Origin of the sequence: Actinosynnema sp. ALI-1.44, from assembly GCF_001984155.1 — a bacterium.
GTDB lineage: Bacteria > Actinomycetota > Actinomycetes > Mycobacteriales > Pseudonocardiaceae > Kibdelosporangium.
On the sequence record NZ_MTQO01000026.1, the window covers coordinates 26,310 to 50,196 of the forward strand.

Annotated in this window: 21 protein-coding genes; 14 read left to right on the forward strand and 7 right to left on the reverse strand. The window is 68.8% G+C overall.

All coding sequences use genetic code 11. The features are described 5' to 3' along the window. The first annotated feature begins 34 nt into the window (after positions 1–34). The 5 genes from ALI144C_RS03050 (at position 35) to ALI144C_RS03070 (ending at position 7,157) form a co-directional block, all read left to right on the forward strand. Entirely contained in the window at positions 35–1,816 is a 1,782-nt protein-coding gene (locus ALI144C_RS03050) for a gamma-glutamyltransferase family protein (protein WP_076985448.1), read from the forward strand. A gap of 124 nt (positions 1,817–1,940) precedes the next feature. Next, complete coding sequence (locus ALI144C_RS03055; RefSeq protein WP_076985449.1) at positions 1,941–3,566, forward strand: ABC transporter substrate-binding protein; 1,626 nt, start codon at positions 1,941–1,943, stop codon at positions 3,564–3,566. Then, a complete protein-coding gene (locus ALI144C_RS03060; RefSeq protein WP_076985450.1) occupies positions 3,566–4,522 on the forward strand; it encodes an ABC transporter permease in 957 nt (318 codons plus the stop codon). Before ALI144C_RS03055 ends, ALI144C_RS03060 begins: the two co-directional genes overlap by 1 nt. Beyond that, the gene (locus ALI144C_RS03065; RefSeq protein ID WP_237773938.1) at positions 4,519–5,436 is read left to right on the forward strand and encodes an ABC transporter permease; all 918 of its coding nucleotides are present in this window, start codon (positions 4,519–4,521) and stop codon (positions 5,434–5,436) included. The genes ALI144C_RS03060 and ALI144C_RS03065 overlap by 4 nt, the downstream gene beginning before the upstream one ends. A gap of 146 nt (positions 5,437–5,582) precedes the next feature. Beyond that, positions 5,583–7,157: an ABC transporter ATP-binding protein gene (locus ALI144C_RS03070; protein ID WP_076985451.1), complete on the forward strand. Its 1,575-nt coding sequence runs from the start codon at positions 5,583–5,585 to the stop codon at positions 7,155–7,157. Here ALI144C_RS03070 and ALI144C_RS03075 read toward each other — a convergent pair. Genes ALI144C_RS03075 through ALI144C_RS03090 form a run of 4 tightly spaced genes read right to left on the reverse strand, consistent with a single transcriptional unit; the run spans position 7,150 to position 10,141 of the window. After that, positions 7,150–7,872 (reverse strand): DUF6882 domain-containing protein, encoded by a 723-nt coding sequence (locus tag ALI144C_RS03075; protein ID WP_076985452.1) that lies wholly within the window; start codon positions 7,870–7,872, stop codon positions 7,150–7,152. The genes ALI144C_RS03070 and ALI144C_RS03075 overlap by 8 nt on opposite strands. Before the next feature lie 50 nt (positions 7,873–7,922). Next, a complete protein-coding gene (locus tag ALI144C_RS03080) occupies positions 7,923–8,519 on the reverse strand; it encodes a phosphoribosylanthranilate isomerase (protein WP_076985453.1) in 597 nt (198 codons plus the stop codon). 42 nt (positions 8,520–8,561) lie between these two features. Then, a complete protein-coding gene (locus ALI144C_RS03085; protein WP_202818838.1) occupies positions 8,562–9,815 on the reverse strand; it encodes an RNA polymerase sigma factor in 1,254 nt (417 codons plus the stop codon). Next, entirely contained in the window at positions 9,812–10,141 is a 330-nt protein-coding gene (locus tag ALI144C_RS03090; protein ID WP_076985454.1) for a YciI family protein, read from the reverse strand. The genes ALI144C_RS03085 and ALI144C_RS03090 overlap by 4 nt, the downstream gene beginning before the upstream one ends. A 218-nt stretch (positions 10,142–10,359) precedes the next feature. Between ALI144C_RS03090 and ALI144C_RS03095 the strand changes: the two genes are divergently transcribed. From ALI144C_RS03095 to ALI144C_RS03105, 3 genes are all read left to right on the forward strand, one after another. After that, the gene (locus ALI144C_RS03095; protein WP_076985455.1) at positions 10,360–11,904 is read left to right on the forward strand and encodes an MFS transporter; all 1,545 of its coding nucleotides are present in this window, start codon (positions 10,360–10,362) and stop codon (positions 11,902–11,904) included. Further along, complete coding sequence (locus ALI144C_RS03100; protein ID WP_083752659.1) at positions 11,897–12,478, forward strand: dihydrofolate reductase family protein; 582 nt, start codon at positions 11,897–11,899, stop codon at positions 12,476–12,478. Before ALI144C_RS03095 ends, ALI144C_RS03100 begins: the two co-directional genes overlap by 8 nt. Before the next feature lie 508 nt (positions 12,479–12,986). After that, entirely contained in the window at positions 12,987–13,952 is a 966-nt protein-coding gene (locus ALI144C_RS03105) for a hypothetical protein (RefSeq protein WP_076985457.1), read from the forward strand. A 60-nt stretch (positions 13,953–14,012) separates the two neighbouring features. On the opposite strand, the gene ALI144C_RS03110 is transcribed toward ALI144C_RS03105, so the two are convergent. Next, the gene (locus tag ALI144C_RS03110) at positions 14,013–14,888 is read right to left on the reverse strand and encodes a helix-turn-helix domain-containing protein (protein ID WP_076985458.1); all 876 of its coding nucleotides are present in this window, start codon (positions 14,886–14,888) and stop codon (positions 14,013–14,015) included. Between the two features lie 348 nt (positions 14,889–15,236). Between ALI144C_RS03110 and ALI144C_RS03115 the strand changes: the two genes are divergently transcribed. The 3 genes from ALI144C_RS03115 to ALI144C_RS03125 all read left to right on the forward strand — a co-directional run bounded on the left by ALI144C_RS03115 (position 15,237) and on the right by ALI144C_RS03125 (position 17,703). After that, positions 15,237–15,803, forward strand: a complete 567-nt coding sequence (locus ALI144C_RS03115) for a hypothetical protein (RefSeq protein ID WP_076985459.1) — start codon at positions 15,237–15,239, stop codon at positions 15,801–15,803. Positions 15,804–15,863: 60 nt separating this feature from the next. Next, positions 15,864–16,499: a DUF6239 family natural product biosynthesis protein gene (locus ALI144C_RS03120; RefSeq protein WP_076985460.1), complete on the forward strand. Its 636-nt coding sequence runs from the start codon at positions 15,864–15,866 to the stop codon at positions 16,497–16,499. Positions 16,500–16,623: 124 nt separating this feature from the next. After that, the gene (locus ALI144C_RS03125) at positions 16,624–17,703 is read left to right on the forward strand and encodes a hypothetical protein (protein ID WP_076985461.1); all 1,080 of its coding nucleotides are present in this window, start codon (positions 16,624–16,626) and stop codon (positions 17,701–17,703) included. Between the two features lie 62 nt (positions 17,704–17,765). On the opposite strand, the gene ALI144C_RS03130 is transcribed toward ALI144C_RS03125, so the two are convergent. Continuing rightward, positions 17,766–18,827 carry a cobalamin-independent methionine synthase II family protein gene (locus ALI144C_RS03130; protein WP_076985462.1) on the reverse strand — a complete coding sequence of 354 codons (1,062 nt, stop codon included), beginning with the start codon at positions 18,825–18,827 and terminating at the stop codon, positions 17,766–17,768. A gap of 239 nt (positions 18,828–19,066) precedes the next feature. Here ALI144C_RS03130 and ALI144C_RS03135 point away from each other — a divergent pair, with 239 nt between their 5' ends. The 3 genes from ALI144C_RS03135 to ALI144C_RS03145 all read left to right on the forward strand — a co-directional run bounded on the left by ALI144C_RS03135 (position 19,067) and on the right by ALI144C_RS03145 (position 23,390). Beyond that, positions 19,067–19,777: a lysophospholipid acyltransferase family protein gene (locus ALI144C_RS03135; protein ID WP_083752667.1), complete on the forward strand. Its 711-nt coding sequence runs from the start codon at positions 19,067–19,069 to the stop codon at positions 19,775–19,777. 167 nt (positions 19,778–19,944) lie between these two features. Next, complete coding sequence (gene abc-f / locus ALI144C_RS03140; RefSeq protein ID WP_076985464.1) at positions 19,945–21,582, forward strand: ribosomal protection-like ABC-F family protein; 1,638 nt, start codon at positions 19,945–19,947, stop codon at positions 21,580–21,582. A 62-nt stretch (positions 21,583–21,644) separates the two neighbouring features. Further along, positions 21,645–23,390 (forward strand): DEAD/DEAH box helicase, encoded by a 1,746-nt coding sequence (locus tag ALI144C_RS03145; protein WP_076985465.1) that lies wholly within the window; start codon positions 21,645–21,647, stop codon positions 23,388–23,390. 87 nt (positions 23,391–23,477) lie between these two features. Here the strand turns inward: ALI144C_RS03145 and ALI144C_RS03150 are convergent, their stop codons facing one another. Then, positions 23,478–23,687, reverse strand: a complete 210-nt coding sequence (locus ALI144C_RS03150; RefSeq protein WP_076985466.1) for a heavy-metal-associated domain-containing protein — start codon at positions 23,685–23,687, stop codon at positions 23,478–23,480. Between the last annotated feature and the right edge of the window lie 200 nt (positions 23,688–23,887).

Genomic DNA, 23,887 nt, shown 5'->3' on the forward strand with positions numbered 1-23,887 from the left:
GTCTACTGCCGGGTGACGCTGGCGAAAGGACCCGATGTTCACCACCCGGCCCACGTTGCAGGGCACCTTCGGCATGGTGTCCTCCACCCACTGGCTCGCCTCGGCGACTGCCATGGCGGTGTTGGAGGACGACGGCAACGCGTTCGACGCGGCGGTCGCCGCGGCTTTCGTCCTGCACGTGGTCGAACCACATCTCAACGGCCCGGCAGGCGAGGTTCCGGCGATCATCGCCCCGGCAGGCCAACCGCCGCGGGTGCTGTGCGGACAGGGCCCGGCCCCGGCAGGCGCCACGATCGAGCACTACACCTCACTCGGGCTCGACCTGGTGCCCGGCACCGGCCCGTTGGCCGCCGCGGTTCCCGGCGCCTTCGACGCCTGGATGGTGCTGCTGCGTGACCACGGCACCAAGCGGCTGGCGGACGTGCTGAAGTACGCGATCGGGTACGCCGACAACGGCCACCCGGCGGTCGAGCGGGTCGGCACAACCGTCGAAACCGTGCGGGAGCTGTTCGAATCCGAGTGGACCAGTTCCGCGGGCGTGTACCTGGTGGACGGCAAGGCCCCCGCGGCAGGCGCGTTGCTGCGCAACCAGGCACTGGCGGGCACCTGGCGGCGCCTGATCGAGGAAGCCGAGTCCGCGGGCGCCGGGCGGGATGCGCAGATCGAGAAGGCACGCCAGGTGTGGCGGACGGGGTTCATCGCCGAGGCGATCGCCGAAGCCGCCGCACAGCCCACAATGGACACCTCCGGCGAGCGGCACACGGGCACCCTCACCGCCGACGACCTCGCGGGCTTCGAAGCGACCTACGAGGCCCCGACCACCTACGACTGGAACGGCTGGACGGTGGCCAAACCGGGCCTGTGGAGCCAGGGCCCGGCGTTCCTCCAGCAACTGGCCCTGCTGCCGGAGAGTCTGGAGTACGGCACCCCCGACTACTTCCACACCCTCATCGAGGGCACGAAACTCGCGATGGCCGACCGCGAGGCGTGGTACGGCGACAGCACCGACATCGCACTGGACGCGTTGCTCGCCAAGGACTACAACGACGCCCGCCGCGCGCTGATCGGCGAGACCGCGTCCTTCGAACTGAGGCCGGGCAACCCGGGTGGACGCGAGCCACGGCTGCCCGCGGCGATCACCGAGGGCCACTCGTTGGACGTGCCTGTGGCCGCGGGCGTCGGTGAGCCGACCGTGGCGACCGACGGTCGTACGCGCGGCGACACCTGCCACATCGACATCGCGGACCGGTGGGGCAACATGATCGCGGCCACGCCCAGCGGCGGCTGGCTGCAGTCCAACCCCGTCATCCCGAGCCTGGGTTTCCCGCTCGGCACCAGGCTGCAGATGGCCTGGCTCGAACCAGACCTGCCGAACTCGCTGGCTCCGGGACGACGCCCGCGGACCACGCTGAGCCCGTCGCTGGCGCTGCGCGACGGTGTGCCGGTGCTCGCGTTCGGCACACCGGGCGGTGATCAGCAGGACCAGTGGAGTCTGCATTTCTTCGTCGCCGTCGCCTTGCGGGACAATGTGCGCAGCGGATGGGACCTCCAGGGCGCGATCGACGCCCCGAACTGGCACACCAAGAGTTTCCCGAGTTCGTTCTACCCCCGCGAAACACAACCGGGAAGCGTGATTGTCGAATCGCGGATCGGTCAGGAGGTCATCGCGGAACTCACCGGCCGCGGACACGACGTGACACTGGGCGAGCCCTGGTCAGAGGGCAGATTGTGCGCCGTAGCACGTGATCCCGACACCGGCGTGCTGTCGGCCGGAGCCAATCCGCGAGGGATGCAGGGCTACGCGGCCGGACGGTAGCCGACGGCGCGGAAAACAGCGGTCCACCTCCGCCGGACCGCTATTTTCCGCGCCCTTTTTCCGGCACAATCTCTTAATCAATTCGAAATGCGCGTCGGTCGGTAAACATCGTACGTTACTGGCCATGCGACATTCCCGGTTACTGGTGATCGCAGCAGGTGTGTGCACGCTGGCCGCGTGTGTTCCGATCCAGGCGGTCACGTCCGGCGGCGAGCACACCGACGACTTCGGCACACCGGTCGGCGACCAGCGGGTCCGGACCGGCGGCGAGCTGGTGATGGGCCTGTCCAACGAGCCCGACCGGCTCGACCCCACCACATCGACCTCGCTCTACACGCGGTACGTGATGAACGCGGTCTGCGAGAAGCTCTACGACATGGACGCGGGCGGCAAGGTCGTTCCGCAACTGGCGACCGCGTTGCCGACGACCTCGGCCGACGGCCGGACGGTGACGATCCCGGTCCGCACCGGGATCGAGTTCGCCGACGGTTCCCCGTTCGACGCGACCGCGGTCCAGACCAGCCTGCAGCGCCATCTCACGATGAAGACGTCGCAGCGCGCCAGCGAGATGGGGCCGGTCGAGAGCATCACAGCCGCGGGCCCGGACAACGTCGTGATCCGCTACAAACGCCCGTTCGCGCCGATCACGGCCGCGCTCGCGGACCGCGCCGGGATGATCATGTCACCGGTCGCGTTGACCGCCAGGGGCGACAACTTCGGCGACGCCCCCGTCTGCGTGGGCCCGTTCAAGTTCGCCAAGCGGATCCCGCAGACGTCCATCACCGTCACCCGCGACCCGAACTACTACGACGCGGCCAAGGTGCACCTGGACACGATCGTCTACCGGATCATGCCGGACGCCAACACCCGTGCGGCGAACCTGCGTTCCGGGGACGTCCACGTCGCCGACACCATCTCGCCGCAGGACGTCGACGCGCTCGCCAAGGACCGGTCGTTGCGCCTGCTGCAGGCGGGATCGTTGGGCTATCAGGGCTTCACCATCAACATCGGCAATGTGGACGGGGTCGGCAAGCCGCCGAAGCCGATCGACACACCGCTCGCCCGCGACGCCAGGGTCCGCGAGGCGCTTGTGCTCACAGTGGACCGCGAGACGCTCGTCAACACAGTGTTCAACAACTGGTACGAGCCCGCCTGCTCCCCCATCCCACCGCAAAGCCCGTACGCGTCCGCCGCCAGCAACGTCTGCCAGAAGTTCGACCCGGCACGCTCAAGGCAGCTGCTGGCCGAGGCCGGGGTGCCGGTTCCGTTGCGGGTGGAGCTGAAGGTGAGCAACACCCAGGACGAACTGCGCTACGCCCAAGCGCTGCAGGCGAGCGTCGCCGAGGGCGGGTTCGACCTGCGGATCGTCCCCGTCGAGTACTCCACGTTGCTCGACGTGCAGAAACGCGGCGACTTCGAACTGCTGCAGCTGGGCTGGTCCGGCCGGATCGACCCGGACAGCAACACGACCCGGTTCCTGGCCACCAAGGCGGCGAGCAACGTCGGCGGCTACTCGCTCGGCGAGATGGACACGTTGCTGGCTCAGGCGTCCCAGACCAACGACGTCAAGCAACGAGCCGAGCTGTACGGCAAAGCCGTCGGCATGCTCCTGCGGGACAACCCGATCGTCTACACCTACCGGCGGCGCAACCTCACCGTCCACACCAGACAGGTCACCGGGGTGGAGACGTACGCCGACGGCGTTGTCCGGCTGGGCAAGGCCGCGTTCGTCGAAGGTCAGGAGGGATAGTGGCGCGCTACTTGGTCAACCGGCTCTGGCAGTCCGCGCTCACCTTGGTGCTCGCGTCGGTCATCGTGTTCATCGGCGTCCGCGCGCTGCCCGGTGACCCCGCGCTGGCGATGGCCGGTGAGGAAGCCGATCCGGCGACTCTCGCCGCGGTGCGCGCGCAGCTCGGCCTGGACGAGTCCGTCGTGGTGCAGTACCTGAAGTTCATCGGCAACGCGGTCACCGGCGACTTCGGCAAGTCGGTGCGGACCGGCACGCCGGTCAGCGAGCTGCTCGGCGCGACACTGCCCGTCACGATCCAGCTCGCGATCTACGCCATGCTGGTCGCGTTGCTGCTCGGCCTGGCCGCCGGGGTCGTCGCGGCGGTGTTCCGCGGCCGGTGGCCGGAGTGGACGGCCAACGGTTTCTCGCTGTTCGCGTTGTCCGTGCCGACGTTCTGGCTCGGCATCCTCGCCGTGCTGTACCTGTCGGTGCAGCTGGGCTGGTTTCCCGCGTCGGGCTACGTCTCGCCGTTCGACCATCCGCTGCGCGGCGTCTACTACCTCACGCTGCCCGCGGTGATCTTGGGCCTGACCCACGCCGCTGTGGTGCAACGGCAGACCAGGTCCTCGATGGTGGCCACGCTCACCGCGGACTTCGTCCGCACCGCGCGGGCCAAGGGCCTCGGCCGCGGCGCGGTGATCTTCCGGTTCGGTCTGCGCAACAGCCTGATCGTGGTGACCACGATCGTGGGGCTCCAATTGGGTGGGCTGATCGCGGGCGCGGTCGTCACCGAACGGATCTTCAGCCTGCCGGGCATCGGCAAGCTCACGCTCGACTCGGTGTTCACCCGCGACTACCCGGTGATCCAGGCGGTCGTGCTGGTGATCACCGCCGCGTACATCGTGATCAACCTGCTGGTCGACTTCCTCTACACGGTCATCGACCCGCGGATGCGCGTCTCCGGGAGGGCATCGTGACGGCTGTGGATCCGGTGGCGGCAGGCGAACCCGGCAGCGAGCACGGCAGCGGACTCGGGCGGGTTCGCGGCCGGGTGCTGCGCAAGCTGTGGCAGAACCCGATGGGCGTGGTCGGCGGTGTCCTGCTGCTGATCGTGCTCATCGCCGGGGTGTTCGCGCCGTGGCTGGCGCCGTACCCGCCCACCCAGGTGCACTTCACCACCCCGTTCCAGCAGCCGTTCACGGTCGGGTTCGCGCTGGGCACCGACGACCTCGGCCGGGACGTGCTGTCCCGCGTGCTCTACGGCACCCGCGCGTCACTCGAAGTGGGTGTGCTGTCGGTGTTGCTGGCGGTCGCCGTCGGAGTCCCGCTGGGGCTGCTGGCCGGGTACTGGCGGTGGTTGGACGCGGTGGTGTCGCGACTGGCCGACGTGATGCTGGCGTTCCCGTTCCTCATCCTCGCGGTCGGCCTCGCGGCGATCAACGGCGGCGGCATCGGCAACGCGGCCATCGCGCTCGGCATCGCCAACATCCCGACCATGGTCCGTGTGGTGCGCGCGGAGACGTTGCGGCTCAAGGAGTCCGACTTCGTCCTGGCCGCGCACACGATGGACGCGGGCGCCACGCGCATCCTCGCCCACCACATCCTGCCCAACGCGCTGTCGGCGATCATCGTGCAGGCGACGGTGATCATGCCGTCGGCGGTGCTCGGCGAGGCCATCCTGTCGTTCCTGGGCCTCGGCATCCAGCCACCCGACCCGAGCCTGGGCATCATGCTGTCCGACGCCCAGCAGTACCTGTTCCGCACGGTCTGGCCCGGCGTGTTCCCCGGTGTCGCCATCGCGGTGATCTGCCTGGGGTTCAACCTGTTCGGTGACGCGCTGCGCGACGCACTCGATCCCAAGGCCCAGCGGGTGAGGAAAGGGAAGCGATGACACCCTTTGTGTCCACCCCGAAGGCCACGTGGCACCCAACCGCACCTCAGGGGAACGTGGTGCGAACCAGCCACCGGTACGCGCCGAACTGAACGGTGCCGGCCCAAGGTGACCATGCGTCGAAATTTCGGGGAGGCGGAACTGTCATGACCGAGCCGTTGCTGGAGGTCGACGACCTCGAAGTGTCCTTCGGGGACGTGCCCGCCGTGCGCGGCGCCGGTTTCCGGCTGATGCCGGGCGAGCGGGTGGCCGTGGTGGGCGCGTCCGGGTCCGGCAAGTCGACGACCGCGCACGCGATCATGGGCCTCCTGCCGGGAACCGGTCACGTCACGAGCGGCCGGATCCGCTTCCGCGGCGAGGACGTCACGCACGCCGGGGAGCACCGGTTGCGCCGGTTGCGCGGCCGGGAGATCGGCCTGGTGCCGCAGGACCCGATGTCGAACCTGAACCCGGTGTCGCGCGTCGGCCACCAGGTCGCCGAGACCCTGGTGGCACACGGCCTGGCCGGTCGCGGGGAGGCGAAACGGCGTGCCGTGGAGATCCTGGCCGAGGCCGGGCTGCCCGACCCGGCCAGGCGCGCACGCCAGTACCCGCACGAGTTCTCCGGCGGCATGCGCCAGCGCGTGCTGATCGCGATCGGCCTGGCCTGCCGCCCGGACCTGTTGATCGCCGACGAACCGACCTCCGCGCTGGACGTGACCGTGCAGCGGCAGATCCTCGACCACCTCGAGAAGCTGACCCAGGACCTGGGCACGGCCCTGCTGCTGGTCACGCACGACCTCGGCCTCGCCGCCGACCGGGCCGACCACGTCGTGGTGATGTCGGACGGGCAGGTGGTCGAAACCGGCCCGGCACGAGAGATCCTGACCGATCCGGAGCACGAGTACACCCGGCGGCTCGTGGCGGCAGCACCCTCCCTGACCACGACCACGCACCGGTCCGCGCCCGCCGCCGAACCCGTGCTCGAAGTGGCCGGAGTGTCCAAGGAGTACCGAATCAGGGGCGGCGGCGGTGCGCTGCGGGCGGCCGACGACGTGTCGTTCACCGTGCGGCGCGGCCAGACGACCGCGATCGTCGGCGAATCCGGCTCGGGCAAGACGACGACCGCCCACATGGTGCTCGGTCTGGTCGCCCCGACCTCGGGCACCATCCAGCTCGACGGCACCGACGTGACGGCGGGCCGGCGGACGGCCCGCCGGGCCATGCAGGCGGTGTTCCAGGACCCGTACGGCTCGCTCGACCCGATGTTCACAGTGGAGCGTCTGATCACCGAACCGCTGCGGATCTTCGGCATCGGCGACCGCTCGTCGCGCCGGGCCCGGGTCGCCGAACTGCTCGACCAAGTCGGACTGACACCGTCGATGGCCCAGCGCTACCCGAACGAGCTGTCCGGCGGTCAACGGCAGCGCGTCGCGATCGCCCGCGCCCTCGCACCGTCACCACGTCTCGTGGTCTGCGACGAGGCCGTGTCGGCGTTGGATGTCCTTGTCCAGGACCAGATCCTGCGGCTGCTGGAGTCGCTGCAGCAGGAACTGGGGCTGAGCTACCTGTTCATCTCCCACGACCTCGCCGTGGTCCGGTCGATCGCCCACGACGTCGTGGTCATGCGCAACGGCCGGGTGGTCGAACAGGGGCCGGTCGCGCAGGTCCTCGGCTCCCCTGCCGATCCGTACACCCAGCAGCTGCTCGACGCGATTCCCGGCGCGGGGGTGTTCAGCTGACGCCTGCCTTTGCCTTTTCGTTGCCGATGGACATGGCGACGACCTGGTTGCGCTCGTTGAACCGGATGTTGGCGGAGACGTCGGCGTTGCTGATGCGCGTGACCTGCCCGTTGTGGGCGACGTCGAGCCCGCGGCGTTGGGCGTAGGAGACGATTCCCCGGCGCTGGTCGTGGAACGTCAGCTCGGCCGTGCCCTGCTGCAGGACGCGGCTGAACCGCGGGAACTCCGGCTCGGGCAGCCGGAAGTCCGGGTGGTCGAGCAGGAAACCGGCCCGCGTTCCACCGCCGACCGGGCCCTGGTAGCCGGTGTACCGCCCGGTCACGGCCTTGGTCGCCTCCATCATCAGCGACGCGACCACCGCCGGGTCGGTCGGCGCGCCGGGCAGCGCGGCGAACGGCACCTCGGCGTTGGCCAGCTCGGGGACACCATGGCGCTCACCGAACTGCTTGGCCTCGTTCGCGGCACGCAGGATGTCCTCGCGGTAGCCCGCGGGGTTCGCCCACGCCCACAGCCAGGACTGGGGCCCTGGCGCGGCGGTGCCGAGCATCTGCACGTCGGTGCACGACGTGACCACGTCCTCGGGCGAGGTCAGCTCGAACCGCGCCTCGTCGAGGTTCATCTTCCACGAGGCCAGGCCGACGACGTCGAACAGGCGGAGCTGGTACTCCAGGGAGATGAGTGCGGCGTCGTCCTGGAGGGCGGTGAACGTGATCACCGCGCCACCGTAGGGGACAGCGGGAGCCGCTGCGGGGCGATTGGCGGAAATTACCCTTTCGCCGTCTTGACGAACGCCCGGATCAGCTGGTGGTCCTTCACGCCCCGGGTGGATTCGACGCCGCTGGAGACGTCGACGCCCCACGGGCTGGCGGCTTCGATCGCGGCCGAGACGTTCGCGGGCGTCAAGCCGCCCGCCAGCAGCCAGGTCCCGCTCGGCCGTGACCCGGTGAGCGCGGCGAGGTCCCAGGTCTCCCCCGATCCGGCGACCGGGGAGTCCAGCAGCAGCATGTCCTCGCCGTACCTGCCGACCGTGACGTCCGTGTCCTCGGTGAGGGAGGTCGCCCGGATCAGCCGGTACGGCTCGCCCGCCAGCTCCTCGAACGCCGCCGCCGGGTAGTCGCCGTGCAACTGCACCGCGCCGACGCCCGCGTCGAGCGCGATCCGTCCAGCCTGCGCCGCCGGGATACCCGCGAACACACCGACGGTCAGCACCGTGTCCGGGATGTCGGCGACCAGGCCGCGGACCGTCTCGGCGTCGACCTGGCGGACACTCCTGGTGAAGACGAACCCGACCGCGTCAGCCCCGGCGCTCACCGAGACCTCGACGTCGGCCGACGTCCGCAACCCGCACACCTTCACGAACACTCCGAAAACGATACAGCGCGGACAGCCCCGACCAGCACGACCTCACGAGGGTTCTCCTGCGGACTCCTTGATCCGCATCGCGAGAAACGCCCGTTCCGCCTCGTTGTCCGCCAGTTCCATGGCGTTGCGGTACGCGGCCGCGGCTTCGGTGTGCCGTCCGAGCCTGCGCAGGAAATCGGCCTTGATCGCGGCCGTGTAGCGGTAGCCCGTCAGCAACTTGTCCCGTTCGAGCTTCTCGACTTCCCGCAGGGCCACGCCGGGACCGTCCACCATGGCCACTGCCACCGTCCGGTTGAGCGCCACGACCGGTGACGGCCAGACGCGCAGGAGTTCGTCGTACAGGACCAGGATCTCGTTCCAGTCCGTGTCCTCGTAGGACGGCGCCGTGGCGTGCACAGCCGCTATCGCCGCCTGCAACGAGAAACGCCCGGGACGACCACCGCGCAGCGCGGCGACGACCAACTGGTGTCCCTCCGCGATGGCCGCCTGGTCCCATTGCGACCGGTCCTGGTCCTCCAGCAGCAACAGCCGCCCGTCGGGATCCGTGCGCGTGGCCCGGCGAGCGTGGTTCACCAGCAGCAACGCCAACAAGCCGCGCACCTCGCGCTCGTCGGGCATCAGCCCGTGCAGCATCCGGCCGAGGTCCACGGCACGCTCGGCCAGGTCAGCACGGGTGAGCGTGTCACCCGACGGCGCGGTGTGGCCGGTGGTGAACAGCAGGTGGATCACGGTCAGCACGGCGTCCAGCCGGTCAGGCAACTCGGTGGCCTCCGGCACCCGGAACGAGATGCTCGCCGCCACGATCTTCTTCTTGGCCCTGGTGATCCGGGCGGCCACGGTGGCCTCCGGCACGAGGAACGCCTGCGCGATGTCCGGCGTCGCCACGCCGCACACCAGGCGCAGGGTGAGCGCGATCCTGGCGTCCGTGCTCAGCGCCGGGTGGCAGCACATGAAAACCAGCCGCAGCGTGTCGTCGCGGACGACCGACCCGCCGGTGAAGCTCACCTCGTCGACGTCGTCCTCGGCCAGCAGCGGCATCTTGGTCCGGAAGACCTGGGCACGGCGCAACACGTCCAGCGCGTTGCGGCGTGCCGTGGTGACCAGCCACGCGCCCGGGTTCGCCGGGACACCACTCGTGGTCCACGCGTTGAGCGCGGAGACGTAGGCGTCCTGCACGCATTCTTCGGCCAGGTCCAGATCGCCTGCGACACGCACCGTCGCGGCGAGCACAGCGGCCCACTCCCGTCGATGCGCGTCGGCCACGGCGCGCTGGACGACACCCGGATGTGCGGTCACATCTCGTGCAGCGGCCGGATCTCGATCCCGCCGTCCATGATCGGCAGCAGCTTGCCGATCGCGATCGCCTGGTCGAGGTCGCGGCACTCGACCACGAAGAAGCCCGCGATGGTCTCCTTGCCCTCGATGAACGGGCCGTCGGTGATCGCGCCGCCCTTCTGCAGTGTGGTGGCGGTGCTGCCCGGCTGCATCGGGTACTCGGAGACGATCCGCGCGCCCATCGCCTCGATCTTCTCCGGCGCCGCGAGGTTGGCCGCCATGACGTCCGCCGGGATGTCCTCGATCGGGATCTCGTTCTCGTAGATCAGAAACGCGTACTGCGGCATCCGGGCGATCCTGCCTTTGTCCTTGGGGTCAGTCCAGGGGACGTGCGCGAATGAGTCGACTGAGTCGTCGGCCAGTGTGGCACAGGCCGGGAACTCACCCCGATCTTAACCCGTTCGGCGTAATCCGAAAACCGCTCGAAGGCCGTTGTTGAATCGCCGTCCCTTCGCTCGTCGTGTGAGTAGGACCCACCCCCACACGCGAAACCGGAGGACGCAGGGTGACTACCGATCAGGCCCCGCCCAGGGCCGGTCGCCGGGAATGGGCCGGCGTGCTGGCCCTGTCCCTGGCTACCTTGATGATCACGTTCGACATGTTCGTGCTGCTGCTCGCCCTGCCCGAGATCACGGCGGACCTGCGGCCGAGCACCGTCCAGCAGCTGTGGATCATAGATGTCTACGGCTTCATGGTCGGTGGCTTCCTGATCACGATGGGAACGCTCGGTGACCGGATCGGCAGGCGCAAGCTGCTGATGATCGGTACCGCTTGTTTCGCGGTCGCGTCGGCGCTGTGCGCGTACTCCACCAGCGCGGAGATGTTGATCGCCGCCCGAGCGCTGCTCGGCGTCGCGGGTGCGACGCTGGCACCGTCCACACTGTCGCTGATCATCACCATGTTCCCCGACCCCAGGCAGATGGGCCAGGCCATCGGCGTCTGGGCGGGCGGGTTCACGCTCGGCGCGATCCTCGGCCCGGTCGTCGGCGGCCTGATGCTGGCGAGCTTCTGGTGGGGCTCGGTGTTCCTGGTCGGCATCCCGGTGATGGTGCTGCTGTTCGTGCTGCTGCCGGTCCTGGTGCCGGAGTTCAAGGACGCGAGCGCGGGCAGGCTGGACCTGGTGAGCGCCCTGCTGTCGGTCGTCGCGATGATCGCGTTCATCTACGGTCTCAAGGAGGTCGCCCGCCACGGCTGGGACGACGTCGTGCCGATCGTCATCGGGCTCGTGGGCATCGCGCTCGCCGTGGTGTTCGTCCGGCGCCAACTGCACCAGACCAACCCGTTCATGGACCTGAAGCTGTTCGGCAACCGGTCCTTCAGCACGATGCTGGGCGGATTGGTGCTGTACGCGCTCATCGGCGCGTCGAGCATGTTCTTCATCACCCAGTTCCTGCAGTCGGTGTCCGGCATGTCGCCGTTGACGGCCGCGCTGTGCCTGTTGCCGGGTATGGCGGTGGCCACCGTCGCCGCGACCGTGACGCCCGTCGTCGGGCAGAAGATCCGGCCCGCCTACCTCATCTCGGGCGGTCTGGTCTGTGTCGCCGTCGTGTTCGCGTGGTTCAGCCGGCTCGAACCGAACTCCAGTCCGGCCGTGCTGATCATCGGCTTCGCGATCATGGGACTGGGTGAGGCGCCGCTGCTGACGCTGGGCACGAACCTCGTGGTCGGGTCGGCGCCGCCGGAGAAGGCCGGTCAGTCCTCGTCGATGACGCAGGTCGCCAACGAGGCGGGCGCCTCGCTCGGTGTCGCGGTCATGGGCAGCATCGGCGCGGCGGTGTACGTCGCGCACCTCAACGACTCCGCTCCGTCCGGAGTGGACACCGCGGCGCTCGGCGCCGCACGGGAGAACGTGGCCAGTGCGCTGACGGTCGCCGGTGACCTGCCCGCGAACGTCGGCAGCCAGCTGACGGAAGCGGCGAAGGCGTCGTTCACCAGCGGGATGACCACGTTCGCGGTGATCTGCGTCGTGGTCATCCTCGTCGCCGCGGTCCTGATCACCGCACTGCTACGGCACGTACCACCAACCGGCCAGGAAGGACACCATGCGTAATCTCATCGTTTCCATGCAGCAGACCTTGAACGGCTTCGGCACCGATCCCGGTGACCGGATGGAGTGGGTCAGGATCTCGGCGCAGACGTGGGAGTTCACCCACTGGATCCACCAGACGTGCGACGCCGTGGTGCTGGGCAGGAAGATGTACGAGGACTTCCTCGGCTTCTGGCCGGAGGCGGCCGAGGACGCGTCGGACACCGACCTGGCCAGGCATGCCAGGTGGTTCAGGGACGTGCAGAAGTACGTCGTCTCGTCCACGCTGGCTGAAGCCGACCCGGCGTGGCCGCGTACCGAGATCCTCGGCGGCGTCGAGCAGATCAAGCCCATCAAGGAGCAGGACGGCAAGAACCTGGTGATCTTCGGCGGGATCGACGTGCTGAACTCGTTCGCCGAAGCGGACCTGATCGACGACTACCACCTGCACGTGAACCCGTCCACCATCCCGGCGGGCAGGCCGCTGATCCACACCGGGGTCGACCTCGACCTGGCCGCGGTGCAGACGCACAAGACGGGCACCGTGGTGCTGCACTACACGCGCTCCCGGAACGGCGAGGCCCGGCCCGGTTCCTGACCCCCAGCGGGGACCGGGCCTTCCGTGCCCGTGCAGGACGTCCGGCCCGTACGGCTCGGTGCCAGATCCGAACCGTACGTGCCGGGCGACGGAACGTCTAAAGTAGACACAGCTGAGCACCGAGTTGCTCGCGGGGTGGCAGTGGCGGAACAGGGACGCGCTGTACCACTATTCGGGTGAGACCGGCGACCGAATTAGTCCGATCGTGGTGGCCGAAAGAGCAATATTGAAGAGATTCAGCAATTTCACCGTGCATCACGGGAAACCGGGCAACGGTGACTATGCTGGGAAACATGGCACCCAGACGCTCCCCCTGCGACGGGTGCACGACTGCGCGGACACGTAATACGTTCGACACGGATGTCCTGACGCCACACACCATCCTGCACCGCATTCGTTCGTTGTGCGAGGCGCTCGAATTCAGGCCCGGTCGGTACCGGGCACTGGCCGGGTAGTCGCCTTCCGCACGGAGGTCATCGCTTCCGCACTCGCATTCCGGGAGAACTTGGTGACGCGTTCCGTTCCGACACAAGCACTTCAACCCGAAGCCACGTCGAGTCTCGTCTCCGGGCACTTCCCGCGCAGGCGCGGTCTCGTCCTACTGCTCAGCGCGGTGGCGGGCTTTGCGCTGACGGTGATCTGGTCAGCCGAGTTCGTGGACTCCACGATCGGCGACTCCGTGGCCAACACCCTGCTGGGCCACGACGCCAAGCAGACACCGATCACCGGGATCGCCGCCGGGATCCTGTTCGCCTTCGTCTCCGGCCTGGCGGGTACGTTCACCGCCTGCAACATCGCGGCCTTCGGTGCGGTCGCCCCGCTGCTCGGTTCGACGGGCAGCCGGTGGCGACGCGTGGCCCACACACTGAAACCGTTGGGCTGGCTGGCCGTCGGCATGCTCGTGGTGTCGGCGGTGTACGGCTTCGTCGTCGGCGTCGTCGGCACACGGATGCCGCAGTTCGACACCGCGGCGGTCCCGCCCGGCGTGCTGTCCGCGCGTTCGGTGCAGTCACTGGTCGTGTTCGGGCTGATCGGCTTGGTCATGCTCTACCTGGGCTTGGCCGCCCTCGGCTACGTTCGTGATCCGTTCCGCCGCGTCACCCGCCGATTCCCCAACGCTCCCATGGTGTTCATGGGCGCGTTGATCGGCGCCTTCCTGATCGGCCGCCCGTTCCCGTTGTTCCGGCAGATGTTCCGGGACGCGGCTGAAAGCCACAACCCGCTGTACGGGATCGCCGCGTTCTGCCTGCAGTCGTTGGGCAACATCGTCATCATGGTGGTGCTGTTCCTCGTGCTGACGCTGGTGACCGGCGAGCGGTTACGGCGCTGGCTGACCAACGACCCGCGCAGGCTCACGGTGGTCGTCGCGGCGTCGTTGATCGTCGCGGGCGTGTTCACGTTCCTCTACTGGGACGTACGGATGCTCGCGCGCAGGGACATCATCCCCTGGTACCCGACCGCGCCGTGGAGTTGACACCGCGACCGGAAACCCGGAACTGAAAACACTGGAAGACAGGCGATGCCGACCAGAACCCTACGAGCAGGTGCGCTTTCTCGACTGCCGGGCGGCCGGCGGCGAGGTTCGAACTGGCTCTCGCCCCAGCCCGGCCCACTCCTGGCCGTACCGCGTGGACACGACGTGCCTGCCGTCCGCCTGCTCCGGCAGTCCGACCAGGCTCAGCAGCACCGGCGGGTCGAGCCGGTTCATCGGCCGCATCCGCAGGTCGGCCGGGCTGATCCGGGTTTCCGGGCGGATCGTGATCGGCCCGCACGCCCCGATGAACAGTCCCGTACCGGATTCACGCGGGCTCGGGATCAGCGGATCGCGGTCGGCGGCGGCCGAACAGCCGAGGAGGTACCAGGTTCCCAGTGGGACATCGTTGAGTTCGTACTGTCCCGGCCGGTTCAGGACCGTGCACCGCACCGGTCGGCCCTGCGGCAGCCGGTCGGGGAACATGCCGACGAAGATCGAGCCGAGGCCCGCGGGCACGTGCGGCGCGGTGACCTGCCCGCGCAGCGTCGCGGGTCTGATCGGCGTCAGGTGCCTGCGGCGGGGGGATCCGCACACCTGCGGGGTCAGTCCGCCGAGCCGCCGGTAGGTGCTCGGCGAAATGCCGACACTGCCGCGAAACCGCGAACTGAAGGTGCCGACGCTCTGGTAGCCGACGCGGTGGCTGATTTCGGTGACGCTGAGGGAAGTGGCCAGCAGCAGCCTTTTCGCTTCCTGCAGCCGCATCGCCGACAGGAATCGCCCCGGTGAGATACCGGTGGCCCGCTGGAAGATCCGGGAGAAGTGGAACTTGCTGAACATCGCGGTTCTGGCCATGTCGTCGAGCGTCATCTGCTCGCCCAGGTTCTCGTGCATCGCGTCTATGACACGACCGACCGCTTCCTCGATCAGTTCGTCCACTGAACCCCCCGGAGACCCGGCAACGCGACTGAGAAACCCCCCGGCGATCCTTGACGAAGCCCCAGTCTCACCGATTACGCACGTTAGCAGGGCGCCACCAGGCGTGCAAGCACACGGTGACAAGCCAATCACCCTCCGAACACCGGGTGACCGGCCGCCTGCCGAAGCGGGCCGATTCCCCGGCATCCGCCCCGGATGACCGACACGAACCGCGGCAACAGCCCGGTACCTTCAGCACCGACGGAACGGAATCGTCCGCGCGGCAAGGGAACGCGGGGGTCGCGGTCGACTACGGCGCACCCGTACCCGTCGGCGCCACGTCACACCTATGACGACAGGAGTCGCAGGATGACAGCACACGTCCACCACACCCCCACCCCGGCCCCGGGGTTGCTCAGCAGGCTCAACACTTCCGGCCACCGGATGGCATTGGCTCTGTTCACGTTCGTCGTGCTGGCACACTGGGCCGAACACCTCGTCCAGGCGTTCCAGATCTACGCACTGGATTGGCCGCGCCCCCAGGCAGGCGGCGTGCTCGGCCTGTGGATCCCCTGGCTGGTGACGTCCGAATGGCTGCACTACGGCTACGCCATCGTGATGCTCATCGGATTGGTGCTGCTGCGCAAGGGTTTCACCGGCAGGGCGCGGACGTGGTGGAACATCGCGATGTGGATCCAGGTGTGGCACCACTTCGAGCACCTGTTGCTGCTCCTGCAGGCGATCACCAAGTCGAACCTGCTCGGCATGCCCGTGCCGACGAGCATCGCCCAACTGCTGTTCCCACGGGTGGAGCTACATCTGTTCTATAACGCCATCGTGTTCGTGCCCATGGTGGTGGCGATGGTCTACCACCTGCGCCCCAACGAGTCCGAGCGCGCCGAGATGCGGTGTTCGTGCGCGATGGCGACCACCTGACACGAAACGCCGTTCTCCGTGATCTCCCCTGCTTTGACGGCGTACCAAGGACATGACCACGTGCTCACCGTCCCGGTGAGCATCGGCCCGCTGATCCTGCGAGTCGCCTTGCTCGCGGCGGTTCCGGCGATCGCCGGATTCGCCGTGCTGCGGGGTTTCGTCCCCGAACCCGGCCGCGCCGCGACCGCGACAATCGCGGCGTCGGCCGTCGGCGCCATCGTGCTCGAGTTGATGCTGTCCGCGGGGCTGGCGCTGCCGCCTCAGGTCGTCGTTCTGCTGCTGGCCCTTGCCGCCGCGCCGCTGTGGCTCATCCTGGGCAGGGACGAGCGCAAGGCGCGGGTCGTCGCCTTCGGGAGAATGGCCGCGCCGTGGATCGTCACGGCGGCAGCCGTGACGGCGTTCGTCGCCTTCGGACGGGCGTGGCCGCCCCGGGAAGCCTCGGAGTCGCTGCTGCACACCGCGATCGTGTTCGCGCTGACCGGGCTGTCCTGGTTCACGGTGTGCCGTCCCACGGGCCCGGGGCTCGCCTCCGTCGCACTGCGCGTGGTGGCCACGACCCTGGCGTTGGCGGTATTGGCCGGTACCGCATATGCCATTACGGTACGGCCGCTCGAGCGGTCCGCCGCACACAATGGCCCGTGTCCAATTCATGGGAACAACGTGGAACTCGGGACGGACCCGGCACGAATGTGTTGATCACGTGGTTCACACACGACTTCGGGCAGATGTTTTTCGTCGAAACGATCACACGGGGTCAGTTGCTTCGACGAACTGGCATGAGTTAGTGTCGAGGCGGTCGTTCGGCTCAGTGGGGTGAAACATGGGCGGAATTCTGCTCAGGGCGGCGCTCCGCAAATCACTGGCCGGAATCGACCACGTGTCCCCCGCCCCGCCGAGCGGGGACAACGCTCTCGCCGCGTCGGTGTACCGGCAAGTCGAAAGCGATTTCGGGCTACTGGCCCCGCCTGTCGCACTGCACTCCCCCGCTCCCGACGTGATGGCCGCGTGCTGGGTCATGTTGCGGGAATCGCTCGTGGTCACCGACCGAACCGACCGTGACACCAAGGAAGCCGTCGCCACTGCGGTATCGCTCTGCAACGTCTGTTCCTATTGCGTCAACGTGCACAGCATGACGCTGGAGGCATTCGTCGCCGAGGACGCCGACGACCCGGAGAAGGATCTGCGTGTCCGTGCGCTCGCGGACTGGGCCCGCCGCACGGCGCCCGCGACTACGACGCCGTGTTGCCCGCCGTTTCCCGCGTCGCACGGACCCGAATTGATCGGCGTCGTGCTTGCGTTTCACTACATCAACCGGATGGTCAACATCTTCCTGCCGGACTCGCCGTTGCCGCGCCTGGTTCCCCCGGTCGCCCGCGGGACGGCGTTGCGCACGCTCGGCAGGCTGATGCGGGCGGCCACCCGCGGCCTGCACAGACCTGGGACGGCACTGGACCTCCTGCCCGAAGCGCCACTGCCCGCCGATCTGGCATGGGCACGGGACAACCCGCGCGTGGCGGACGCGTTCGCCCGCGCCACCACGGCCATCGACGCGGCCGGAGCCCGCTCGGTACCGGACTCGGTGCGCTCGTTGGTCTCCCGCATGCTCGCCGACTGGATCGGTGACCCACCGGGCATGAGCCGCACCTGGGTCAGCGACGCGGTGGCCGACCTACCGGCTGGTGACCGCGCCGCCGGTCGGCTGGCCTTGCTGACTGCGATGGCGTCGTTCCAACTGGACACCACGACCGTCGCCCAGTTCCGCGCGATCCGGCCGGACGACAGGTCCCTTGTGGAGCTGACGTCCTGGGCGAGCATGACGGCGGCGAGGCGGATCGGCTCGTGGATCACCGCGGGCCAGAGCCTGCACGACCACTGCACCGACAACCCGGTGGGCACGTAGCGCCGGGTGGGCGCGCGTGCGCTAAGCGGCCCGGACGCTGATCGCGCCCGGGTCGCCGGGTGTCAGCCGAGCTGTTCGGACGCCAGCCTGGTGCCCTCGATCCGCGCCGCGATCTTCGCGAACGCGGTCTCCCGTGACGTGGAGACGTCGTCCCCGAACGGCGAGAAGCCGCAGTCGTCACAGGTCCCCAGCCGGTCCGGTGGGATGTACCGCGCCGCCTCCAGCACGCGGTCGCGCACTTCCTCGGCGGTTTCCACCCTCGGGTCGATGGGGTCGGTCACGCCGATGAAGATCCGCTGGTGCGGCGAGGAATGCTCGGCGATGAGCCGCAGCACCCGCGCCCGGTCGGGTTCGCTGGCGAGTTGGATGTAGAAAGTACCCGCGTGCAGCTGGAACAGGTCCGGCAGCAGCTCCGCGTAGTCGACGTCGAGGCTGTGCACGGAATCCTGGTCACCGCCGGGGCACGTGTGCACACCGAGCTTCGCCCGCTCCGCCTCCGAGAAGCGATCGAGCACGACATTGTTCAACGCGATGAAATCGCGGAGTACCCCCTTGGACGGGTCCAGCTTGATGGCCAGCCGCCCTTCGGTGAAATCGAGCTGAACGGAATCGGCGCCCGCGTCCAGGCACGCCCTGATGTCAGCCTCGGCCTCGTTGACGAGATCGGCGATGAACTCGTCACGCGAGTAGCCGTCGATACCGTCGGCCGGATAGAGCAGGCTCATCGCGGACGGCGCGATCACCGCCTGCTTGACCGGGTGGTCGGTGAGTGTTTTCGCTTTGGCGAGATAGGATGCCGCTCGAACACCGTAGCGAAACGGCCCGCCGCTCAGCCGCGGCAACTGCCGGGTGTGCCCGTCCGCGAACGGAATGACGACTCCGTCCGGTTCGAGCGCGGTCAGCCCCTGCAACGGGTATCCGACAAAACTCGGCTTCGACTGCTCACCGTCCATGATCACCGGCGAACCGGCTTCGGCGAAACGCTCGATGGTTTCCGCGACTGCCCGGTCGTAGCTGGCGTCGAGCGATTCCTGGTCGATCCGGCCCGCCTGGTAATCCGCCAGCGCGTCCAACAGGTACTTCGGGCGAGGAATGCTGCCGATTGGCTCAGAGGGTAGAGGCATATGCCAATCCTGGCGGTGATGCGTTCGGCGAAATAGTCCCCTTCACTCGAACGTTCGCACGTTCGCACGTTCGAAGAAGCGTCCGCCATCGCGGACTGCTACTGGCGTGCGATGACCAGCCGGTACGTGCTCGGCGCCACAGAAGCTCGCATTCCGGACAGCGGGACTGGGAGGATGCGATCGAGGGTAGCCGTGCGGAACGGACAACTCCCGACGAGAAGAGGACACCCGTGGAGCTCGTGTACCCGCCCGTCATCGCAGCGTGCAGAACCCTCTTCCGGGTGCTTGACCTGAGGCTCGACGTACGCGGGACCGAACACATCCCGGCGGGCGGCGGCGCGGTCGTCGCCTGCACGCACGTGAGCTACCTCGACTTCATCTTCTGCGGCCTGGCCAGTCTGCCCGCCGGGCGCAAGACGCGGTTCATGGCCAAGAAGGAGATCTTCGCCAACCGGATCGCCGGACCGCTGATGCGGGGCATGCACCACATCTCCGTCGACCGTTCCGCGGGCCAGGGCTCCTACCGCGAGGCTGTGGCGGCGTTGCGGGCCGGTGAGGTGGTCGGCGTGTTCCCCGAGGCGACCATCAGCCAGTCGTTCACGGTGAAGGCGATCAAGACCGGCGCGGTGCGGATGGCCGCGGAGGCGGGCGTGCCGGTGATCCCGATGGCGGTGTGGGGTTCCCAGCGACTCTGGACCAAGGGCAGGCCACGCGATCTCACCCAGCGGCACGTCCCGATCCTGATCCAGGCAGGCGAACCGTTCCAGCCGCTCCCCGGTGACGACCAGGACGCCCTCACCAAGGACCTGCGCACGAGGATGAGCACACTGCTCGACCAGGTACAGCGCGCCTACCCGGCCAAGCCGAAGCCGGGCGAGGACCCGTGGTGGCTGCCCGCGCACCTCGGCGGCACCGCGCCAACCCCCGAGCAGGCCGCCACCAAGGACTGATCCACCCGCGTTGTGCAACCAATGTGGCCTTCGTTGCGGAAAACGCAACCAATGTGGCCTTCGTTGCACAGACCGCCTCGCTACCGGCGAGTAACTAAGGTACCTAACATAGTTCGTAGTCAAGGGGCCGCCACGCTGACCGGGCGACTGGGCATAATTGCTCCCTGATGGGCGCCACACTCGTTGCCAAGGATCTCGCCGCAGGCCACGGCGACCGTGTTCTCTTCTCCGGCCTCGACCTGGTCGTCGCCCCCGGCGACGTGGTCGGCCTCGTCGGGGCCAACGGAGCGGGCAAGTCGACGCTGCTGCGCACCCTCGCCGGGCTCGTCCCCGCCGAACAGGGATCGGTCCGGCTCAGCCCGGCGACCGCGAACGTCGGGCACCTGCCGCAGGAGCCGGAACGCCGGCCTGGGGAGACCGTGCGCGAGTTCCTCGGCAGACGGACCGGTGTGGCGCGGGCCCAGTCGAAGATGGACGCCGCCGCGGCGGCGCTGGGCAGCGACCAGCCCGGCGTGGACGACGCCTACGCCGACAGCCTGGAGCGCTGGCTCGCGCTCGGCGGCGCGGACCTGGAGCAACGCACCGAGGACGTCGTCACCGACCTCGGCCTGGCGGTGCGCCTCGACCAGCCGATGACGTCGTTGTCCGGTGGGCAGGCAGCGCGGGTCGGCATGGCGTCGCTGCTGCTGAGCCGGTACGACGTCTTCCTGCTCGACGAGCCGACCAACGACCTCGATCTCAACGGCCTCGAACGGCTGGAGAACTTCGTCAAGGACCTGCGCGCGGGCACGGTCGTGGTCAGCCATGACCGTGAGTTCCTCACCCGCACGGTCACCAGGGTCGTAGAACTCGACCTGGCGCAGCAGCAGATCCGGAGCTACGGCGGCGGATACACGGCGTACCTGGCAGAACGGGAAGTCGACCGCAGGCACGTCCGCGAGCAGTACGACGAGTACGCCAACACCGTCGCCTCGCTGGAGGCGCGTGCGCAGTCCCAACGGTCCTGGATGGACAAAGGTGTGCGCAACGCGCGGCGCAAGGCGACCGACAACGACAAGATCGGCCGCAAGTTCCGCAGCGAGGCGACCGAGAAGCAGGCGTCCAAGGTCCGGCAGACCGAGCGCATGATCGAGCGGCTCGACGTGGTCGAGGAGCCGCGCAAGGAGTGGGAACTGCGGATGACCATCGCGGCGGCGCCGCGGTCGGGCGCCGTGGTGGCCACCCTGCACGGCGCCGTGGTGCGGCACGGCTCGTTCACCCTCGGGCCGGTCGACCTGCAGATCGACTGGGCCGACCGGGTCGCCATCACCGGCGCCAACGGGTCGGGCAAGTCGACGCTGCTCGGCGCGTTGCTCGGCCGGGTGCCGCTGGACGAGGGCACCGCGTCGCTCGGGCCGGGTGTGGTCGTCGGCGAGGTGGACCAGGCACGCGGCCTGTTCGACGGGGACGAGAAGCTGCTGGACGCGTTCAACGCGGCCATCCCGGAGTGGACACCGGCGGACGTGCGGACCCTGCTGGCGAAGTTCGGGCTGAAGGCCGCGCACGTGACCCGTCCGGCCCGGTCGTTGTCCCCGGGCGAGCGGACCCGGGCCGCGCTGGCGTTGCTGCAGGCCAAGGGCGTGAACCTGCTCGTGCTCGACGAGCCGACCAACCACCTCGACCTGCCCGCGATCGAGCAGCTGGAGTCCGCGCTGTCGACGTACCCGGGGACGTTGCTGCTGGTCACGCACGACCGGCGGATGCTGGACGCCGTGTCGACCAACCGGCACGTCGCCGTCGCCGACGGCCAGGTCCGCGACCGCTGACCGCGCCGCCCACCGCGGACCCCGTCCTCCCCCGGCGGCGGCGCCCGCGGACGTGCACGACAATGAGCTTTCAAAACACTGGAAGGTGGCAAGTGGAATCGAACGCGCGGGAGGACACGGCGAGCTTCGGGGATCTGGCGCTGCGGCCCGAACTGCTGGCGGCCCTGTCGAGCCTCGGCTACGAGGAGCCGACGCCGATCCAACGCGAGGCGATCCCGCCCTTGTTGCAGGGCAAGGATCTGCTCGGCCAGGCCGCGACGGGGACCGGCAAGACGGCTGCGTTCGCGTTGCCCGTGCTCCAGACGCTCTCCGAGGAGAGACTGGGCAAGGACCCGGCGGCACTGGTGCTCGTACCCACGCGTGAACTGGCTGTCCAGGTCTCCCAGGCGTTCCACCGCTACGGCCGCGACCTCGGCGTGACCGTCCTGCCCATCTACGGCGGCGCACCGATCGGCCGTCAGCTGCAGGCCCTCGACCGCGGCGTCGACGTGGTGATCGCCACACCGGGCCGCGCGCTCGACCACATCGGCCGCGGCACGCTCCGGTTGGGCGGCGTGCGGACCGTGGTGCTCGACGAGGCCGACGAGATGCTCGACATGGGATTCGCCGAGGACATCGAGGCGATTCTGGACGAGACCGCCGACGAGCGGCAGACCGTGCTGTTCTCGGCCACGATGCCGTCCCGCGTCGACGGGATCGTGCGCCGCCACCTGCGCGAACCGGTGAAGATCCAGATGGGCCGGGCGGAGTCGACCGACGGCGGCAAGACCCCGCTGGTGCGCCAGAGCGCGTACGTGGTGGCCCGCGCGCACAAGCCCGCCACCCTCGGCCGCGTGCTGGACGTCGAGGCGCCGACGTCGGCGATCGTCTTCTGCCGGACCCGGGAAGAGGTCGACCAGCTCACCGAGACGATGAACGGCCGCGGCTACCGCGCCGAGGCCCTGCACGGCGGGATGAGCCAGGAACAGCGCGACCGCGTGATGGGACGGTTGCGTGCCGGGACAGCGGATCTGTTGATCGCCACGGACGTCGCGGCCCGGGGGCTCGACGTGGAACAGCTGACCCACGTGATCAACTACAACGTCCCGTCGGCGCCCGAGGCGTACGTGCACCGCATCGGCCGTGTCGGCCGCGCGGGCCGCGAGGGCGTGGCGCTGACGCTGGCCGAGCCCCGCGAGCACCGGATGCTCAAGGCGATCGAGCGCGTGACCAAACAGCCGATCACGGTCGAGAAAGTACCGACTGTGGCGGACCTGCGAGCCCGCAGGCTGGAACTGACCCGCGCGGCACTGCAGGAAAGCCTGCTCACCGACGACCTCGACCGCTTCCGCGTCGTGGTGGAAACGCTGACCGACGAGTTCGACATCATGGACGTCGCGCTGGCGGCGGTGAAACTGGCGCACGAGTCGAGCGGGATCGTCGCCGACGACGAGGAGATCCCGGACGTCGCGGACGTGGGCGGGCGCAAGAGGCCCGAGCGCCGCACCGGCGGTCCGGCGGGCAGGCGCCGTGCGTCGGGCGACGACGTGGCCCGGCTGTTCCTCGGTATCGGCCGCAACGCGGGGATCCGCCCGCAGGACCTGGTCGGCGCGATCGCGGGCGAGTCGAGCCTGACCGGCCGCGACATCGGCGCGATCGAGATCGCCGACCGCTTCTCGCTCGTGGAGATCCCGGAGTCCGCGGTGGACGAAGTGATCCAGGCCCTGCGGCACAGCACGATCAAGGGCAAGAAGCCGACCGTCCGCCGCGAACGGATCACCCCGACCAGTGGCCCACGCAAGAAGACCCCCACCGGCAAACGGAAGTAGTCCCGCTGTTGTCCACAGCGGACTGATCGTCGACCGGCGGGGGACGACCCGTGGCCACCGGGCGGACGGAGGCCGCGGGTCGTCCTCTTATACGCGGCCGGCCAGCTCGTATCCCGCTTCGCTGACCGCACGGGTGACGTCGTCGGTGTCGAGTGCGGATTCGCTCGACACCGTCACGTGGCCCGTGGCCAGATCGACCCGCACATCGCGCACGGCGGGGATCTGGCTCACTTCCTCGGTCACCGACGACACGCAATGCCCGCATGTCATCCCCTTGACCACGTAGACCGCCTGCATGCTCACCTGGAAAGTCCCTTCGGTTCAGCTGTGTTCGATCGGGGCTGCCCAGATGGTCGGCCGAACAGGGCTTTCGGTTCCCGCCGAACCAGATGTACTTCCATCCACGTGAAAACGGTTCACAGGCCGCTGCGCGGCGCATAGGCTCCCCCTTGCTCCCGTAAAGGATTAACCAACCAGACCCTGCGGGTGGTCATACC

Excerpts from the sequence above, each read along its gene's own strand:
- ALI144C_RS03090 (WP_076985454.1), bottom strand. The coding sequence starts at position 10,141 with ATGCCGCAGTACGCGTTTCTGATCTACGAGAACGAGATCCCGATCGAG.
- ALI144C_RS03125 (WP_076985461.1), top strand. The coding sequence starts at position 16,624 with ATGGGCGGAATTCTGCTCAGGGCGGCGCTCCGCAAATCACTGGCCGGA.
- ALI144C_RS03070 (WP_076985451.1), top strand. The coding sequence starts at position 5,583 with ATGACCGAGCCGTTGCTGGAGGTCGACGACCTCGAAGTGTCCTTCGGG.
- ALI144C_RS03100 (WP_083752659.1), top strand. The coding sequence starts at position 11,897 with ATGCGTAATCTCATCGTTTCCATGCAGCAGACCTTGAACGGCTTCGGC.
- ALI144C_RS03130 (WP_076985462.1), bottom strand. The coding sequence starts at position 18,827 with ATGCCTCTACCCTCTGAGCCAATCGGCAGCATTCCTCGCCCGAAGTAC.
- ALI144C_RS03115 (WP_076985459.1), top strand. The coding sequence starts at position 15,237 with ATGACAGCACACGTCCACCACACCCCCACCCCGGCCCCGGGGTTGCTC.
- ALI144C_RS03150 (WP_076985466.1), bottom strand. The coding sequence starts at position 23,687 with ATGCAGGCGGTCTACGTGGTCAAGGGGATGACATGCGGGCATTGCGTG.
- ALI144C_RS03145 (WP_076985465.1), top strand. The coding sequence starts at position 21,645 with ATGAGCTTTCAAAACACTGGAAGGTGGCAAGTGGAATCGAACGCGCGG.
- ALI144C_RS03050 (WP_076985448.1), top strand. The coding sequence starts at position 35 with ATGTTCACCACCCGGCCCACGTTGCAGGGCACCTTCGGCATGGTGTCC.
- abc-f (WP_076985464.1), top strand. The coding sequence starts at position 19,945 with ATGGGCGCCACACTCGTTGCCAAGGATCTCGCCGCAGGCCACGGCGAC.
- ALI144C_RS03055 (WP_076985449.1), top strand. The coding sequence starts at position 1,941 with ATGCGACATTCCCGGTTACTGGTGATCGCAGCAGGTGTGTGCACGCTG.